This is a genomic window from Nonomuraea dietziae (assembly GCF_014195505.1).
GTDB classification, from domain to species: Bacteria; Actinomycetota; Actinomycetes; order Streptosporangiales; family Streptosporangiaceae; genus Nonomuraea; species Nonomuraea roseola.
Map to the genome: position 1 here is coordinate 3,439,447 of NZ_JACIBV010000001.1, position 15,575 is coordinate 3,455,021.

Here is a 15,575-nt window from a genome sequence, read left to right on the forward strand (position 1 = left end):
CGTCAGATCCTGCTGCTGAGGGTGCTCAGCAGCAGCCCGAACCCGCGCGTGGCAAGTCCCGCTGGTGCGAAGCCGTTCATGCGTAAGAGGTACTCGCTCTGCATCAGCGCCCTCGGACCGGACACCGCGAGGCTGTGCGAGGCGACCGTGGAGGCCAGGGCCGCCCGCCGCCTCCGTCTGGAGGAGTACGCGCCGACGACCGCGGCCGGATCGGGCGTGGTGTCCAGGCAGTCCAGCAGGGCCGCCACGTCCTCGAGCGCCTGGTTGGTGCCCTGCGCCATGACGGGCGGCATCCCGTGCGCCGCGTCACCGAGCAGCACGCACCGCCCGTCGCCCCAGCGGCGCGGCACCTTGTGCCTGGTGTGCGGGTACATCTCGGCGTCGCCGTCCGCCAGCGACGCCAGAACCTGCTCGACCTGCGGGCCCCACCCCGCGAACCGCCGGCGCAGCATCTCCAGCGGCTTGACCTCCTGCGGCGCCCCCGGCGACCACGGCACGTCGAAGAACCACTGCATGAGCCCGTCACCCGCGCCCATGTACCCGAAGTCGCCCTGCCGGCCGACCATCAGCGTCGTGACCGCCCCGGGATCGAACGGGGCCGGTGTCAGTCCCTGCCAGATCGCCGTGCCGGTCAGGGCCGCCGGTCCGTCACCCAGGACGAGGGCGCGCACCCGCGAGCGCACGCCGTCGGCTCCCACCAGGAAGTCGCCGCTGTACTCCTGACCCGTCGGCGTGCGCAGCCGTACGCCGTCACGGTCGGCCCGCAGTTCGGCGACCTCCGCGCCGAACTGCACGGTCCCCTCCGGCAGCCCGCTCTCCAGGAGGGTGATCAGCGATCCGCGCGGGATCACCCGCGCCGCCGACCCGAACCGCGCCGCCAGCGCTTCCAGGTCGAACTCCAGCACCTTGCGGCCGCTCCGCGTCCGCAGACGCAACGTCGTCAGCCGCTGCCCGGTGCCGTCCAGGTCGACGGCCAGGTCCGCGAGGATGGCGGTGCCGTTGTACCAGAGGGTGACGCCCCCGCCTCCGAGGCGCAGCCCCTGCGCCTGCTCCAGCACCACCACCTCGTGCCCCGCGGCGATCAGGCCCCGCGCCGCGGCCAGCCCGCTGATCCCCGCCCCCACCACAAGCACGCGCACCGGCGAACCCCTATCAACTCTACAAGCAGTAGTACTACACGTTATAGAGCAATGGGGCGTCGCCCACAAGACTCGCGACGGCGAGCGAGGCCGGCGAGCTCGGTCCGATCGGGTGACCACCCGCGCTCGCCGGTGAGCGCGGCGTGGACGGCGATGTCACAGAGGGGCCGCGTAAACGTCGACGGCCCGCTCCAGACCTCTCCGCGCGACCTCGCCTACGTGGCGTGGTGCTGGACCAGCCGGGTCAGCAGCCCGACCAGCTGCTCCCGTTCCGCCGGCGACAGCGGGGCGAGCACGTCGTCCTGGAGGGCCGACACGAGATGGTCGAGCCGGCTCAACTGCTCCCGCCCTTCCGCGGTCAGGGTGATGATGTTGCGCCGGCGGTCGGACAGGTCATTCTCCCGTCGCACCAGCCCACGTCCGGCCAGTTCGTTGATGACCGAGACCAGGTCACTGCGGTAGATGCCGGTGCGGCGGCTCAGCGTGGCCTGGCTGGCCTGACCGGAGTCGTCCAAAGCGGCCAGGACGGCGTAGTGCCACTTGTGCGCGTCGGCGGCGGCCAGCCCCGCGCTCACCGACCGGTCGGCCTGCGCCGCCGCGATCGACAGCAGCCTGCTCGGGATCTGCCTCAGCCGTGCCGGAGTGGCCGGATCGTCGCCGAGGTGCCGCATGTCGCCGGTACTCATGCCGTCGATCGTAGCGACTTGCGTTAGTCGCCCTAACGGTACAGGCGCCGCGCCGGCGTCCGGGGCCATGACGATCCGCGGGGCGCCATCAACGGCGCTTGACCCTCCGTTGACGTCTTCCAGGAGAGCGCCCAAGGCACCGTCGCGCGGAGGGACGCGCTGCGGAGGCGTCAGCCATGCGCCACGTCGCCGCCGAAGCGTGCCCATCCACCGGGCTCGTCACCAAAGTTCCAGGTCAGTCGGGGTAACGTCCTATATGTAGGACCCTGGAATGAGGTGGTGGCTTTGGGGCGACAGTTCCCACCCAACGAGACGATCTCCGCCTCGGATGAGGCAGACGACCAGGACGCGCTGCTCAAGGTCCTGACCGAGATGCTGCAGGAGATCGGCGCCCATACCGGCGCCATCTACCGCCTCTCTCCTGACGGCCAGGTGCTGGAGCTGGCGATGATGGAGGGGTTGCCGCGGGAGTTCGTCCAGCCGTGGGAGCGGGTGAGCCTGACCGCGCCGATCCCCGTGGCCGACGCGCTGCGGGACAAGCGGCTGGTGTGGGTGGGCAGCGAGGAGGACATGGTCCGCTGCTACCCGACGATCGCCGTCGCCCTGCCCTACGAGTTCTCCCTCGCGGCGGTCCCGCTGTCCACCCCCGCGGGCGACTACGGGGCGATGTTCATCGTCTGGTCCGGCTCCTATCCTCCGCCGCCCGCCCACACGCGTGAGCGCCTCACCGCCGCCGCGGCCGAACTGGCGGAGAAGCTGCAGGCTCTGGCCGGCAAGAGTCCGTCGAGGCGGCGCACCGGCCGGCACGAGGCGGCGCCGCTCACCGATCCGGCGGAGATACTCGGGGCGATGGTGGCCCGCCTGCCCGAGGGGATCTGCACGCTGGACGTCAAAGGCCGCCTCACCTACATCAGCCCCAGGGGAGCCGCCCTGCTCGGCGAGTCACCGCTGCGGCTGATCGGCGCCCAGCCCTGGACCGTGCTGCCGTGGCTGGACGACCCGGTGTACGAGGACCGCTACCGCAGGGCGATGATCAGCCAGCAGCCGTCCTCGTTCGTGGCGCTGTGCCCGCCGGAGCGGTGGCTGGCCTTCGACCTGTACCCCTCGATCTCCGGCATCACCGTACGCATCAGCCCGGCTCCCGTGGAGACGGAGGCCGCTCCGGCCCACACGCTTCCGATCGACGTGGCGCTTCCCATCAGGACAGGGGCCATCTACCACGTCCTCCATCTGGCCAGCACGCTGACACAGGCCGCCGGCGTCCAGGATGTGGTGACCCTGGTCGCCGACCAGATCATGCCCGCGTTCGGCGCCCAGGCCGTGGCTCTGCTGGCGGCCGAGGAGGGACTGCTGCGCGTCGTCGGCCATCGGGGTTTCCCGCCCCACATCATCGAGCAGTACGGCCGGCTCACCCTGACCTCACCCACGCCGAGCATCCGGGCGATGGTCACCGGAGTGCCCAACTTCTTCGAATCGCATGACGAGCTGTACCACATCTACCCGTCCGCCGTCGCCCCTGACGACGGCATGGCCGCATGGGCGCTGCTGCCCCTGATCGCCTCCGGCCGCCCCGTCGGCACGTGTGTGCTCGCCTTCCGCGAGCCGCACCCCTTCACCGTCGAGGACCGCGCCGTCCTGACCTCGCTGGGCGGCCTGATCGCGCAGGCGATGGAGCGCGCCCGGCTGTACGACGCCAAGTCGGAACTCGCTCGCGGCCTGCAGGAGGGCCTGCTCCCCCACGCCCTTCCGCGCATACCGGGGCTCGACGCGGCGGCCCGCTACCTGCCGGGCACCGAGGGCATGGACATCGGGGGCGACTTCTACGACCTCATCCGCCTGCCCGACGGAGCGGCCGCGGCCATCATCGGCGACGTCCAAGGGCACAACGTCACCGCCGCCGCCCTCATGGGCCAGCTCCGTACGGCGGTGCGCGCCTACGCCGCGGCCGGCGCCGACCCCGGCGAGGTGATGTACCGGACGAACCAGATGCTCACCGACCTCGATCCCGGCCTGTTCGCCAGTTGTGTCTACGTTCATCTCGACCTTCGGCGCTGCGAGGCGCGTCTCGCCCGAGCGGGTCATCCTGAGCCTCTCGTCCGGCATCCCAACGGCGACGTCGAGGTGATCCACGTCCCTGGGGGCCTCCTGCTCGGCATCGAACCCGAGACGGAGTACCCGTGCACGAACGTGCCGCTGGAGGTCGGCAGTCTCCTGGCGCTCTATACCGATGGCCTGATCGAGGTGCCGGGCATCGACATCGACGACGGCCTGGCGGCTCTTGGCACCAGGCTCGCGAGCGACGGCGACCAGCCGTTGAACGAGCTGGCGGAGAGCCTGATCAGGAACGTCGAGGAGGTCGGCCGTCGCAGCGACGACGTCGCCCTCCTCCTGCTGCGCCTGGCCGCCGAGCCGCTTCCGTAGGGCCGGCCTTTACAAAGTATGTCGCGAGCCGACGTCTCCACGGAACCGAGCCCGTTGACGTAGTCGGCTCCGGTTCTCACGTCTTCCACAGCCCCTGGGCGACCTCCCTTCCGGCAGAACCTAGTTGCCGAACTGTTTGGTCTCGGGACGCTCCACCATGAGCGCGTGCGCGGGCTCGTCGGCGACCGGGCGGTGGCGCATCCCTCTGGGCACCACGAAGACGTCTCCAGCGTTCATCGAGACCGGCTCGCGCCCCTCGAGCTCGATGCGGAACGTGCCGTCCCAGCACAGGAACAGCTCGTCCTCGTCGTGGTAGTGCCACGGGAACTCGCCGTGGAAGCGAGCCACTCTGACCACGGCGTCGTTCACCTCGGCCAGCTGGCGTTGCTGCCACGGACCGGGCAACGTCGAGACGACCTCGGGCACGGACACCGGCATGCTGGTTCGAGTCTCCAACTTTCCTCCTCAAAGGTTTCCACCATCGTCCTTGACGCCTGGTGCGGGTCTCCAGGTCCAATTCCAGCAAATTGGCCCATCGTTAGGGCCAATGCTCCCCAGTCCTTCCGAAGTGCCGCCGCGGTGCCGCCCATCAGCCCGTGATTTCGCGACATCTCTCGCAGGTCCGGATATTGAACTGCCTTTACGTCTGCGCGGTGAACGCGATGGAACGATGGCCTATGTGCCGTCATGACCTCTACGGGGCAGATCCGGCTTCCCGTCCTCTTCACGGGCCGCTGCTTCGACATAGCGGGAATCGGGGGATTCCATGAGCAATCTGATAGCCATCGCCTATCCGGACGTCGCCACGACGACCCGGGTGCGCGACCGACTGCTGGAGCTGCAGCGCGAAAGGCTCATCATCCTGGCCGACGCCGCGGTGGCGGAGAAGAAGCCGGACGGCAAGATCAAGTTGCACCAGCTCAACAGCACGACCGGCGGTGGCGCGGCGATGGGCACCCTGTGGGGCGGGCTGATCGGCATGCTGTTCCTGGCGCCGCTGCTGGGGATGGCGGTGGGAGCGGCGACAGGCGCGGCCGCGGGGGCGGCGACGGACGTCGGCGTCAACGACGCCTTCATGCGGGATCTGGGGCAGCGGCTCCAGCCCGGCGGGGCCGCGCTGTTCCTGCTGGTCACCCAGAGCACGCCGGACAAGGTGATCGTGGAGGTCGCCCCCTTCGGCGGGGAGATCATCCAGACCTCGCTGAGCGAGGAGGCGGAGGCCGACCTGCGGGAGGCCGTCCGCCACGTCCAGGCCGTCGCCGAACAGTAGCGCGTCCATCTCCATTCCCGATCGACCCGCCCAGGAGGCGTCGTGAGTACCAAGTACGGAGTCCACTCCGAGGTGGGCACGCTGCGACAGGTCATCGTGCACCGGCCCGATCTCAGCCTGAAGAGGCTCACCCCCGCCAACAAGGACGAGCTGCTCTACGACGATGTGCTGTGGGTGCGCCGCGCCCAGATGGAGCACGACGAGTTCGTGGAGATGATGCGCGGCCGCGGCATCGAGGTGTTCCACCACCAGCAACTGCTCGCCGAGGCGCTGGAGGCCGCACCCGAGGCCAGGAGGCACGCGGTCGAGCGGACGGTCACCCATCTGACGGTGGGTCCGTCACTCGTCGACGAGGTCCGCGCCGAGCTCGCGTCGTGGAGCGGGGACAAACTCGCCGAGCATCTGATCGGCGGGCTCACCAAGGAGGAGTTCGTCGCCGAGGCCCGGGCCAGCCGCGAGGACTTCGACACCCGATCCCTGGTCACCGCGATGGCCACGATCGGATCGTTCATCCTGCCGCCGCTCCCGAACTCCCTCTACCAGCGCGACCCTGCCGCCTGGCTGTACGGCGGGGTCTCACTCAACCCGCTCTACTACCACGCCCGCCGGCTGGAGACGATCAACCAGAGCATCATCTACCACTTCCATCCGATGTTCGCCGACGACGGCTTCGCCTACTGGTATCCGCCCATGGGCGACGACGGCACCTTCGACGAGGAGGACTTCGGCCGTGCCTCGCTGGAGGGCGGCGACATGATGCCCATCGGAAAGGGCGCCGTCGCCATCGGCGTGAGCGAGCGCACCAGCCCCATCATGATCGAGCACCTCGCCAGGGAGCTGTTCGACGCGGGGGCGGCCACCAGGGTGCTGGCGGTCAACATCCCTCCGCACCGCTCCTACATGCACCTCGACACCGTGTTCACGCTGCTGGACGTGGACAAGGCCACCGGCTACCCACCCGTGGTGGAGAACGCGGCGGTCTACTCGCTGCGGCCGGGCGACAAGGAAGGCACCGTGGACGTGCACCGCGAGCCGAGCCTGGCGGCCGCCTTCGAAGACGCGCTCGGCATCGGCAAGCTCGACATCATCCCCACCGGCGGGGACGACTACCAGCGGGCCAGAGAGCAGTGGGACAGCGGCAGCAACTTCGTCGCCCTGGAGCCTGGCGTCGTGGTGGGCTACCACAAGAACGAGTTCACCAACAGGAAGCTGCGCGAGCACGGCGTGGACGTCGTCGAGATCGAGGGCTTCGAGCTGGGCAAGGGCCGAGGCGGCGGGCACTGCATGACCTGCCCGATCCTGCGCGACCCCGTCTGAGGCCGGCCGTTTCGTCCATCGCGTGAAACTCCCCCTGCGACCAGCCGCCAGGCGTCCATCCGGGAGCAACACGATGACACACCCAGCACTGATCCTGTTCTTGGCGCTGTTCGGGCTCTACAGTCCGGTCGCCGCGCTGGCCTCCTACCTGCCGATCGTCCGCCCGTACGAGCACGGGGACGTCAACCGGCTGGCGCTGGGGCTGGCGCTCAACGTCGCGGTCTTCGTGCTCGTCGCGCTGTGGGTGGGTGAGCCGTTGCTCAAGCTGCTCGGGATCAGCACCGCGGCGCTCACCGCCACCGGCGGCATCGCGCTCGCCTACGCCGCCATCCCGCTCATGCGCGGTCAGGCGGGGGCGGTCGAAGAGCTGGAGAAGCTCCAGCGCCAGGAGGAGCAGAGGGAACAGGGGGTCGCGGCGCCGCCCGAGCCCGTCGCCGACATCAAGTCGATCCTGTTCACCCCGCTCACCTTCCCCCTGACCGTCGGCGGCACCACCTTCGCCTTCTGCGTCGCCGCCTCGGCGGCGGCGACAAGCATGCGGGAGAAGCTCGCCCTGTCCCTCGCGGTCGTGTGCTTCGCGGCGCTCACCGGCCTGACCCTGTACCTGTCCGGGCACGTCAAACGCCGCATCTCGCTGAAGGGGGCCATGCTCCTCGACCGCGTGGCCGGCATCCTCCTCACCGCCATCGCCGTCATCCTGCTGGCCAACGGTTTCACCGACCTGGTCACCGCGCGGCTGAACCAGTGAGGGGTCTTAGTTCGCGATGGACACCAGCACGGCGCCGAGCAGGACGAGGAGGAGGATCAGCGGGATGAGCAGGGCGCCCAGCAGCGCCAGCTGGTAGGCCAGTCCGTTCCACGGCTGCGGGGCAGGCCCGAGCGCGCCGGGCGAGAAGGACCACACCGGCGCGCGGTACTCCACGGCCACCGACTGCCCCTGCGCGACCCACACCTGGAGATCGGCGTTGCCGACCCGGGGCGGCAGGATGCCGGGGACGTGCACGTGGAGGTGGTAGGCGCCGGGCGCCACAGGGATCACGTTCTGCCCCCACCTGATCGGCACCGGGTAACCGTTCAGGGTGACCACGGGCTTGAAGAGGGCGAGGCCGAAGACGGCCCAGTGGTACTTCAGATCGAGCAGAAGGTGGTTCATGCCGGGGTCCTTCGGGCTGGGCGACTGGTTCGAACGGAGAACATTCTGGCCGTAGCCCACGCGGAAGGAGGCCCGGGCCTTCCTGGCGTCGGCCCGCCTGCCCGTCGTCATGGGGAGCGCGGTCGACCGACCACGCGCTGTTCGCCGAGGCTGTCACGGCGCTGGACCGGCTCGCGAGGCCCGGCCGCCCGCACAGGTGGACCTGTCGGCCGACGCGATCGGTCTCCGGGGCGAGGGTCCGATCGCCCGCGAGCGGCATCGGCGAGCTGACGTAAGATCCCCGCCATGGATCGCCCAAGTCTGCCCGGCAGCCTCCAGCTGCTGCTCTCCGACGACCCCGTCCTGGACCTGTACTCCTACGGCCCCTGGCGAGTCCCGGACGGCCTGTACGAGCAGGTGCGGGCGCGCGCCGTCGCGCTGAACGGCGATCCCGCGGCCGAGGCGCTCGCGGTGGAGCTTCCCGGCTTCTTCGCCGAGGACACCACCGTGATCGGCGCGGAGCTGTGGCACCTGCTGCAGTTCCTCGTCGGCTCGGTCGCGCTGTGCGGGGGCTCGGCCTGTGACCTCGCCTACGAGACGATGAGCGACTTCGTGGCCGAGCCGCGGCAGCCGAACCGCAGCTGGACGTGGTCGTCGGGCGACACACCCTTTCTTCCGCCCGCTTACTGGCTGATGGACGGCACCGGCGACGACCCGGAGCTGCGCGAGCTCGCGTTGGGGCTCGCGCGCCGGTGTCTGGACGTCTTCGCGGGCATCGAGCCGCTCGAGCCCCGGCGCAGGGCGCTGATCGCGCTGCACGACCTGCGCGCCGCGGATCCCGCCCTGGCCAAGGAGGATCGGGTCGCGCCCCTGGAGGCGCTGCCCGGGCTGTGGGCCGAGCGGGCCGGGCCCGAGCTGCTCGCCGTCCTGCCGGAGCTCCTGGGACCCGCCGGCTACCTGGACTGGGCCTGCTCGGGCTTCCTCGCCGCGCACACCCGCCTCATCGAGCACGTGCCCGGCGCGACGAGTGCGGGACCGTTGCCTGGCACCGCCCTCACGTTCGAACACGAGGTGACGCTGGCCTGCCTGCTCGCGCAGGCCGAGGTCAGCGAGGTCCCCGCCGAGCTGGCGATGAGCCTGGGCCTGTCGAGGTACACCCAGGTGCAGGCGGGCTTCTCCCGGCTGCGCGAGGGATTCGACGCCGACACCTGGCACTCGCTGGTGCGGTCGTGGCTGGCGCGCGGGGTGCTGGCGGGCGAGGCCGAGGCCTGCCGCGCCTGGCTCGACATGGCGATCAGGGTCTCCGGCGCCGTCCAGGGGTTGCCGGGGCCGGCGGTGAATCCGGAGAGCTCGCTGCCGGTCACCGCGTTCCAGCGGGATCTGCGCGTGCTGTGCGCGCCGCGCAGGGCCGTCAACCCGCTGCTGGCGAGGTACGTCGCCGATCAGCGCCCGCACACCGACCCCGCCGCCGAGCTGGTCGGTCAGCCGGAGCTGGCCGAGGCGCTCCGTGCCGTGGTCGAGGCCAGGTGGCGCGGCGACAGGAGACCGGCGCGGCTGCTGCTGGCGGGGCCTGACAGCACGGGACGCATGACGGCGGTCGACATCCTGCGGCGCGCGCTGGCGGGGGCCGACGGCCCTCCCGAGGTGGTCTACATCTCCGACCAGGTGTTCGCCAGCATGAACGCCAGCGAGGCGGCGCTGCACCTGCTGTCGAGGACGAGGGGTCTGGCGGACGGCGACCTGCTGGTGTTGCAGGGGCTGGACCGGATCGGCGAGTACGGCCGCTGCGGCGCCGTGGCCCTCGAGGAGCTACGGCGGGTGCTGCGGCAGCAACGACACCTGCACGTGGTCGCGACCTGCGCGGTGGGCGGCGACCTCGAGCTCGCGCGGGCCAACCCGGCGCTGCTCCACGAGTTCCGCGTCGCGCGCACCCGCGAGTTCACCGAGAACGAGCGGGCGGAGCTGTTCAGGCGGGCCGTCGCCCGCCGGGACGCGGTGGCCTTCGACGACGCGGCGGAGGCCGCGGCCCGCCTGGTGGGCCATCTCAACCTGCGCGGCGCCCGCCTCATGGAACACCTCGCGGAGCAGGCCGTCGCCTCGGCGCGCGGCAGGGGCTCGGTCAGGGTGAGCGGCGCCGACCTGCCCGCCACCCCCTTCCCGCAGGGGACCGGGCTGGACGCCTGCCTGGGGCTCGAGCCGGTCAAGGCGGAGCTCGCCCTCGTCATCGCCGAGGCGCGGGCGGCGAGGCTGCGGCGTGAGGCGGGGATGCCCTCGCCCGTGCGGGCGCCGCACCTGGTCTTCACCGGCCGTCCCGGCACCGGCAAGACCATGGTGGCGGGCCTTGTCGGCCGGATGTTCGCCGAGCTCGGGCTGCTCTCCTCCGGTCACCTGGTCACCGTCGACCGCGCCGACCTGGTGGGGCAGCACATCGGGGACGCCACGGTGAACGTACGGCGTGCCGTCGACCGCGCCCTCGGCGGCGTGCTGTGCGTCGAGGACGCGGGCAACCTCGCCCGTCCTGGCATCGACGTCGACAGGGCCCGCAGCCGCGACGTCGTCGACGCCCTGCTCGCGGCGGTCCGGGCGCACCGCGAGGACCTGGTGGTCGTCCTGTGCGGACCGGACGGGGCGGTCAACGGTCTGCTGAAGTCCTCGCCGGAGCTGGCGGAGTACTTCCCGAAGGTGGTGCGCTTCCCCGACCTCACCGGCGACCAGGTGGTCGCCCTCTACGAGATCAAGGCGGCCGAGGCCGGGTTCACCCTTCGTGAGGGGGTTCTGGCCAAGGTGGGGAGCATCGTCCGATCGGCGCGGCCGGAGGCGGCGGGCGCCCGCCTCGCGCTGCGCCTGCTGGAGCGGTCGGTGGCCATGCAGTCACGCCGGGTGCTGGCCGACGGGGTGATCGACGGGGACGAGTCTCTGCACGAGATCCTCGCCGAGGACGTTCCCGGCACCGCCACCGCCCGCGTGAGCAGCGGCCCCTCCGACGACCCGCTCGCCGCGATCGACGCGCTGATCGGGCTCGAGCCGGTCAAGCGCGAGGTGCGGCTGCTGGCCGCCGAGGTCGAGGCCGACCGCCTGCGCAGGTCGGCGGGCCTGCCGATCACCTCCCCCACCAGGCACCTGGTGTTCACGGGCAACCCCGGCACGGCCAAGACGACCGTCGCCAGGCTCCTCGCCTCGGCGTACGCGCGGCTCGGCCTGCTGTCGTCCGGCCATCTGGTCGAGGTCTCCCACGCCGACCTGATCGCCGAGTACCTCGGCCAGACCGCGCCCAAGGTGCGCGCGGCGGTCGAAAGGGCGCTGGGCGGCGTGCTGTTCATCGACGAGGCGTACGCGCTCACGCCAGGCGGCTCGCACAACTCCTACGGCCCTGAGGCGATCGCCGAACTGCTGCGCCTGATGGAGGAGCACCGAGACGACCTGGTCGTGATCGCCGCCGGGTACGACAACAGGATGAAGGACTTCCTCGCGGCCAACCCCGGGCTGGCGTCGCGTTTCCCCACCACGGTGCGATTCCCCGACTACTCCGAGGACGAGCTCGTCGCGATCTTCGAGTCCATGGCCTCGGCCGCGGGTCTGGTCCTGTCCGGCGACGCGCGCGAGGAGGTCCGCCGCGCGCTGCGGGCGATTCCCCGAGGCGAGTCCTTCGGCAACGGCCGCGTCGTGCGCAACCTGCTCGACCGCGCGACGGCGCTCCAGGCCGAGCGCGTCCTGGCCCTGCCGAACCCGACGAGCGAGGAGATCAGGGCGCTGCTGCCCTCGGACATCGTGGCGAGCCCCTCGCACACCCCCGAGGAGGGCGGGACCGGCCAGTACCTGTGACCGCCACCCCGGATCGCGGGGCGACGGTTCCCTGTGAACCTCGGCCGGGTCGCTCACGTCGTCAGGCAGAGAGGAGTTTCGATGACGCGAGCATGGGTCGCCGTCCTGTCGGTCGCCGGCGCGCTGGCGGCAGGGTGCGGCGCCGGCGGGACACCGGGGCTGTCGATGGAGGCGGCCCACACCTGTCATGGCGAGGACCTCCCGTTGGACGTCCTGAAGAGGGGACGGCCGGCGACGGAGCTCGGGCAGGACGGGCGCGAGGCGCTGAGGGGAACAGGCGTGGGACCGGTCGGCGACCTGGCCGCCTGGCGGATCGTCGAGGACGGCACCGACCGGCTGACGCTCGTCCGTCAGCTCGAACGGCCCGACGTGCGCGAGCAGGGCACGAGGTTCACCCACGCCCTGCTGAAGGTCGAGCGGTTCGGCCCGCGGGGAGCCGACGGCCGCCCAGGCTGGCACCTGCGCACCTCCACGCGCTGCGACCTGCGGAGGAAGATGGACGCGCTGGGCGTGGCCGACCTCACGCTGGACCCGGCCAGGCCCTTGGCCAGGACGCAGGGCACGGTCCATCTGCTGGTCACCGAGCGCGCGTGCGCGAGCGGGCGCGCGGCAGAGGGCCGGGTGCGGGTGTTCTCGCGGGAGGAGACCCCGCAGGAGGTGCGTCTGATCATCGGTGTGGAGCCACAGGGCGGAGCGCGGACCTGCCAGCGCAGTCCGGCCACCCCGTTCGCCGTCGAGCTCGACGCGCCGCTCGGCGACCGGGTGCTCAAGGACGTCGGCGTGTATCCGGCGCGGGAGATCGGGCCGTGACCCCCGGCTCAGCGGGCGCAGGCGCCCGCGCCTTCCCTCAGGTCGCGCCGCAGCGTATGGGCGTGGTGCAGATACTCCTGGGCGAGAGTCGTGCGGCCCGCCGAGCGGTACAGCTCGCCGAGCGTCTGGAACGTGGCGGCCTCTCCACTCCTGTCACCGAGCTGCTGGAAGATCGCCAATGACCGCTCCAGCTGGTCGGAGCCGTGGGACCGGTCCCCGTTGACCACCTGGAGGCCGCCGAGGTTGTGCATGGCGTAGGCCCCGCAGTGCCTGTCGCCCAGTGTCTCGAAGATGCCGAGCGCGTGCTCGTGCACGCGCATCGCCCTGTCGGACTCGGCGGCCAGGCCGTACAGGCGCCCCAGCTGCATGGACACGCAACCTTCACGATGGGCGTCGCCGAGCTCCTCGGCCAGCCGCAGCGCCTGCCCCAGCCATCGCGAGGCCTGGCCGAGGTCCTGGAGGGTCAGGTACACCCGTCCGATCGCCTGCCGGGCGTAGGCCTCGCCGCTCGTGTCATCCATGGCGAGGAACATCGACAGCGCCTGCCTGAAGTAGCCGAGCGCCTTGAGCCGGTCGCCGGAGAACTGGCTGGCCGCTCCCAGCCCGCAGATCGAGATGGCCTCGCCGCGTCTGTCACCCAGCTCGTGGAAGATCGCGCGCGATCTCCTGAGCATCTCCTCCGCCTCGGCGTACCGGTCCTGGTACAGGCAGACCTGGGCCAGCCCCCGGAGCATGGAGGCCTCACCGTTGAGGTCTCCTGCCGTGCGCGCGGACTCCAGGGCGATCTGATGGGTGTGCCGCCACTCCTCGTACCGGCAGTGAAGGTCGAAGTAGGGGACGAGCGCCGCGGCCAGGCCCCATGAGGCCTGCGTCAGCCCGGCGTCGGCGGCCAGCCGTACGGCACCGACCAGCGACTCCCGCTCGGCGTCGAGCCACGAGAGTGGGTCGGCGGTCAGGAGTCCGAAGGTGTCTCCCTCGGGGTTCCACCGGGGCGCCGTCGGGGAGGTGAGGCTGAAGAGCGTGGTCGGCAGCCGCGCCGAGGCCTGCTCCGTGGCGCTCATCCACGCCCCGAGCACCCGGGTCAGCGCGTGACGCTCGACGTCGCCTCCGGCCTTCTCCCTGGCGTTGCAGCGGGCCAGGTCGTGCAGCCGGTAGCGGAGCTGGCCGATGGCGTCCGTGCCCGCCAGCCGCACGAGGTTCACGTCCACGAGGGCGTCCACCACGGTCTCGCTCCTGTGACGGTCCAGGACCGCGTCGACCACCCAGCCGGGCATGGAGAGCGGGCCGAGCAGGCCCAGCGTCCGGTAGGCCGTGGCCACGTCGTCGGGCAGCTGCCGGTAGGTGCGGTCGAAGGAGTCGCGTACCTCCAGGTCGCCGGCTCTCAGCTCGTCGAGCCTGTTCGCCTCGTCGTCCAGCCGCTGCCGCAGCGCGCTCAGCGGCCAGCCCGGCCGTCCCGCGAGCCTGGCCCCCGCGATCCTGACGGCGAGCGGCAGACAGCCGCAGGAGCGCACGATCATCGCGGCGGCCTCCCTCTCCTCTCGCAGCCGTTCAACGCCCACGATCTTCTCCAGGAGCTCCTCGGCCTCCGCGGGTGACAGGACGTCCAGGTCCAGCTGGAGCGCGCCGGGCAGCTCGGTGATCCGCCGCCTGCTCGTCACGAGCACCGCGCAGCCGTTGCCCGGCAGCAGCGTCCGCACCTGGGCGGCGTCGGCGGCGTCGTCGAGGAAGACGAGCATGGGGCGTTCCGCCAGCAAGGAGCGGTACAGGGCGGAGCGTTCGTGCGTCGTGTGCGGCAGGTCCTTCTCGTCCGTCCCCAGCGCGCGTAACGCCTCCGCCAGGAGCTCGGCGGGGTCGGCGGGGGCATCCGCCGTACCGCCGAGGCTGAGGTAGAGCTGCCCCGCCGGATAGTCGGCCCGTACGGCGCGCGCGCAGTGCACGGCGAGCGCCGACTTGCCCACACCGGGCGGCCCCACGACCACGGCGATCGTCGGCGGCCCCTCCGGCCGCCGTCCCGCCTCCGCCAGGGCCCGCGTCAGCGTGGCGACGGCGTCGGCTCGCCCGGTGAAGTCAGGGATGTCCGGCGGGAGCTGCTGGGGCGCGACGACGCTTCGTGCCGAGCGCGGAGGTGAGTGCTGGGGCGCGTTCGCGGCGGACACGGCGGGCGGCGACTCTCCCGCGAGGACGGCGGCGTGCACCATGCGCAGGTCGGGCCCTGGCTCGACGCCGAGTTCGTCGACCAGCTGCCGCCTGACGGTCTTGTAGGCCTGCAGCGCCTCGGCCTGCCGTCCGCTGCCGTGCAGGGCGAGCATCAGCTGCCGCCAGAGATCCTCTCTGAAGGGGTGGACCGTGACCAGCTCCTTCAGGTCGCCGATCGCGGCCGCGTACTCGCCTCTCGCCATTCTCATGGCGGCCAGTTCCTCGGTGGCGCCGAACCTCGCCTCCGTGAGCGAGAGCAGCCTTTCGTCCCACAACGGGCTGGCCGGCAGATCGCCCAACGGCGTGCCCCGCCAGAGCGCGAGGGCCCCGCGCAGGTGCTCGGAGGCCTCCTCGTCGTCGTCCGCCGCCCTCGCCCTGGCGATCAGGTCCTCGAACAGCAGCGCGTCGAGCTGCTCTGCCTCCAGCTCGATCGCGTAGCCGGACGGCCTGGCCAGGATCTGCGCGCCGACCGCGGCGAGGGTGCCCCGTAAGGAGCTGACGTAGGTACGGAGGTTGGCCAGCGCGGACTGCGGGCGGCGCTGCGGCCACAGCACCTCCACGAGCACATCCGAGCTGACCACCCGGTTCGCGTCGAGCAGCAGCGAGGCCAGCAGGACCCGCGGCTTGGTGCCCGCGACGGGAAGTCTCCCCTCCGGCATCCGGACCAGCAACGAACCGAGAACGCTGAAGACAGGCTGATCAACCACCATGACGCAGGTACTCCTCGATGGAGGCTTGCAACTGGTTGCAGTGCGTACTGGAAGCTCTTTATACCGATTTCG

Annotated in this window: 11 protein-coding genes; 6 read left to right on the plus strand and 5 right to left on the minus strand. The window is 71.4% G+C overall.

The window, feature by feature from the left end; translation table 11 throughout:
• Positions 1-2: 2 nt before the first annotated feature.
• Both FHR33_RS16445 and FHR33_RS16450 read right to left on the minus strand, forming a co-directional pair.
• A complete protein-coding gene (locus FHR33_RS16445; RefSeq protein WP_183648169.1) occupies positions 3-1,139 on the minus strand; it encodes an FAD-dependent oxidoreductase in 1,137 nt (378 codons plus the stop codon).
• A gap of 215 nt (positions 1,140-1,354) precedes the next feature.
• Entirely contained in the window at positions 1,355-1,825 is a 471-nt protein-coding gene (locus tag FHR33_RS16450; RefSeq protein WP_183648172.1) for a MarR family winged helix-turn-helix transcriptional regulator, read from the minus strand.
• Between the two features lie 279 nt (positions 1,826-2,104).
• Here FHR33_RS16450 and FHR33_RS16455 point away from each other — a divergent pair, with 279 nt between their 5' ends.
• Positions 2,105-4,246: a SpoIIE family protein phosphatase gene (locus tag FHR33_RS16455; RefSeq protein ID WP_376773160.1), complete on the plus strand. Its 2,142-nt coding sequence runs from the start codon at positions 2,105-2,107 to the stop codon at positions 4,244-4,246.
• A 120-nt stretch (positions 4,247-4,366) separates the two neighbouring features.
• Here FHR33_RS16455 and FHR33_RS16460 read toward each other — a convergent pair whose 3' ends face one another.
• Entirely contained in the window at positions 4,367-4,702 is a 336-nt protein-coding gene (locus FHR33_RS16460; RefSeq protein ID WP_246451928.1) for a cupin domain-containing protein, read from the minus strand.
• A 310-nt stretch (positions 4,703-5,012) separates the two neighbouring features.
• Between FHR33_RS16460 and FHR33_RS16465 the strand changes: the two genes are divergently transcribed.
• The 3 genes from FHR33_RS16465 (at position 5,013) to FHR33_RS16475 (ending at position 7,581) form a co-directional block, all read left to right on the plus strand.
• Positions 5,013-5,516 carry a DUF1269 domain-containing protein gene (locus tag FHR33_RS16465; protein WP_183648175.1) on the plus strand — a complete coding sequence of 168 codons (504 nt, stop codon included), beginning with the start codon at positions 5,013-5,015 and terminating at the stop codon, positions 5,514-5,516.
• 42 nt (positions 5,517-5,558) lie between these two features.
• Positions 5,559-6,833: an arginine deiminase gene (locus tag FHR33_RS16470; protein WP_183648177.1), complete on the plus strand. Its 1,275-nt coding sequence runs from the start codon at positions 5,559-5,561 to the stop codon at positions 6,831-6,833.
• A 73-nt stretch (positions 6,834-6,906) separates the two neighbouring features.
• On the plus strand, positions 6,907-7,581 hold the full coding sequence (locus FHR33_RS16475) for a MarC family protein (protein ID WP_183648180.1): 675 nt from the start codon (positions 6,907-6,909) through the stop codon (positions 7,579-7,581).
• A gap of 6 nt (positions 7,582-7,587) precedes the next feature.
• On the opposite strand, the gene FHR33_RS16480 is transcribed toward FHR33_RS16475, so the two are convergent.
• A complete protein-coding gene (locus FHR33_RS16480) occupies positions 7,588-7,986 on the minus strand; it encodes a hypothetical protein (RefSeq protein WP_183648182.1) in 399 nt (132 codons plus the stop codon).
• Positions 7,987-8,271: 285 nt separating this feature from the next.
• Between FHR33_RS16480 and FHR33_RS16485 the strand changes: the two genes are divergently transcribed.
• Entirely contained in the window at positions 8,272-11,787 is a 3,516-nt protein-coding gene (locus FHR33_RS16485) for an AAA family ATPase (RefSeq protein WP_183648184.1), read from the plus strand.
• Between the two features lie 81 nt (positions 11,788-11,868).
• Positions 11,869-12,597, plus strand: a complete 729-nt coding sequence (locus FHR33_RS16490) for a hypothetical protein (protein WP_183648186.1) — start codon at positions 11,869-11,871, stop codon at positions 12,595-12,597.
• Between the two features lie 8 nt (positions 12,598-12,605).
• On the opposite strand, the gene FHR33_RS16495 is transcribed toward FHR33_RS16490, so the two are convergent.
• The gene (locus FHR33_RS16495; protein ID WP_183648188.1) at positions 12,606-15,503 is read right to left on the minus strand and encodes an AfsR/SARP family transcriptional regulator; all 2,898 of its coding nucleotides are present in this window, start codon (positions 15,501-15,503) and stop codon (positions 12,606-12,608) included.
• Positions 15,504-15,575: the final 72 nt, after the last annotated feature.

Excerpts from the sequence above, each read along its gene's own strand:
- FHR33_RS16450 (WP_183648172.1), bottom strand. The coding sequence starts at position 1,825 with ATGAGTACCGGCGACATGCGGCACCTCGGCGACGATCCGGCCACTCCG.
- FHR33_RS16465 (WP_183648175.1), top strand. The coding sequence starts at position 5,013 with ATGAGCAATCTGATAGCCATCGCCTATCCGGACGTCGCCACGACGACC.
- FHR33_RS16475 (WP_183648180.1), top strand. The coding sequence starts at position 6,907 with ATGACACACCCAGCACTGATCCTGTTCTTGGCGCTGTTCGGGCTCTAC.
- FHR33_RS16480 (WP_183648182.1), bottom strand. The coding sequence starts at position 7,986 with ATGAACCACCTTCTGCTCGATCTGAAGTACCACTGGGCCGTCTTCGGC.
- FHR33_RS16485 (WP_183648184.1), top strand. The coding sequence starts at position 8,272 with ATGGATCGCCCAAGTCTGCCCGGCAGCCTCCAGCTGCTGCTCTCCGAC.
- FHR33_RS16490 (WP_183648186.1), top strand. The coding sequence starts at position 11,869 with ATGACGCGAGCATGGGTCGCCGTCCTGTCGGTCGCCGGCGCGCTGGCG.
- FHR33_RS16495 (WP_183648188.1), bottom strand. The coding sequence starts at position 15,503 with ATGGTGGTTGATCAGCCTGTCTTCAGCGTTCTCGGTTCGTTGCTGGTC.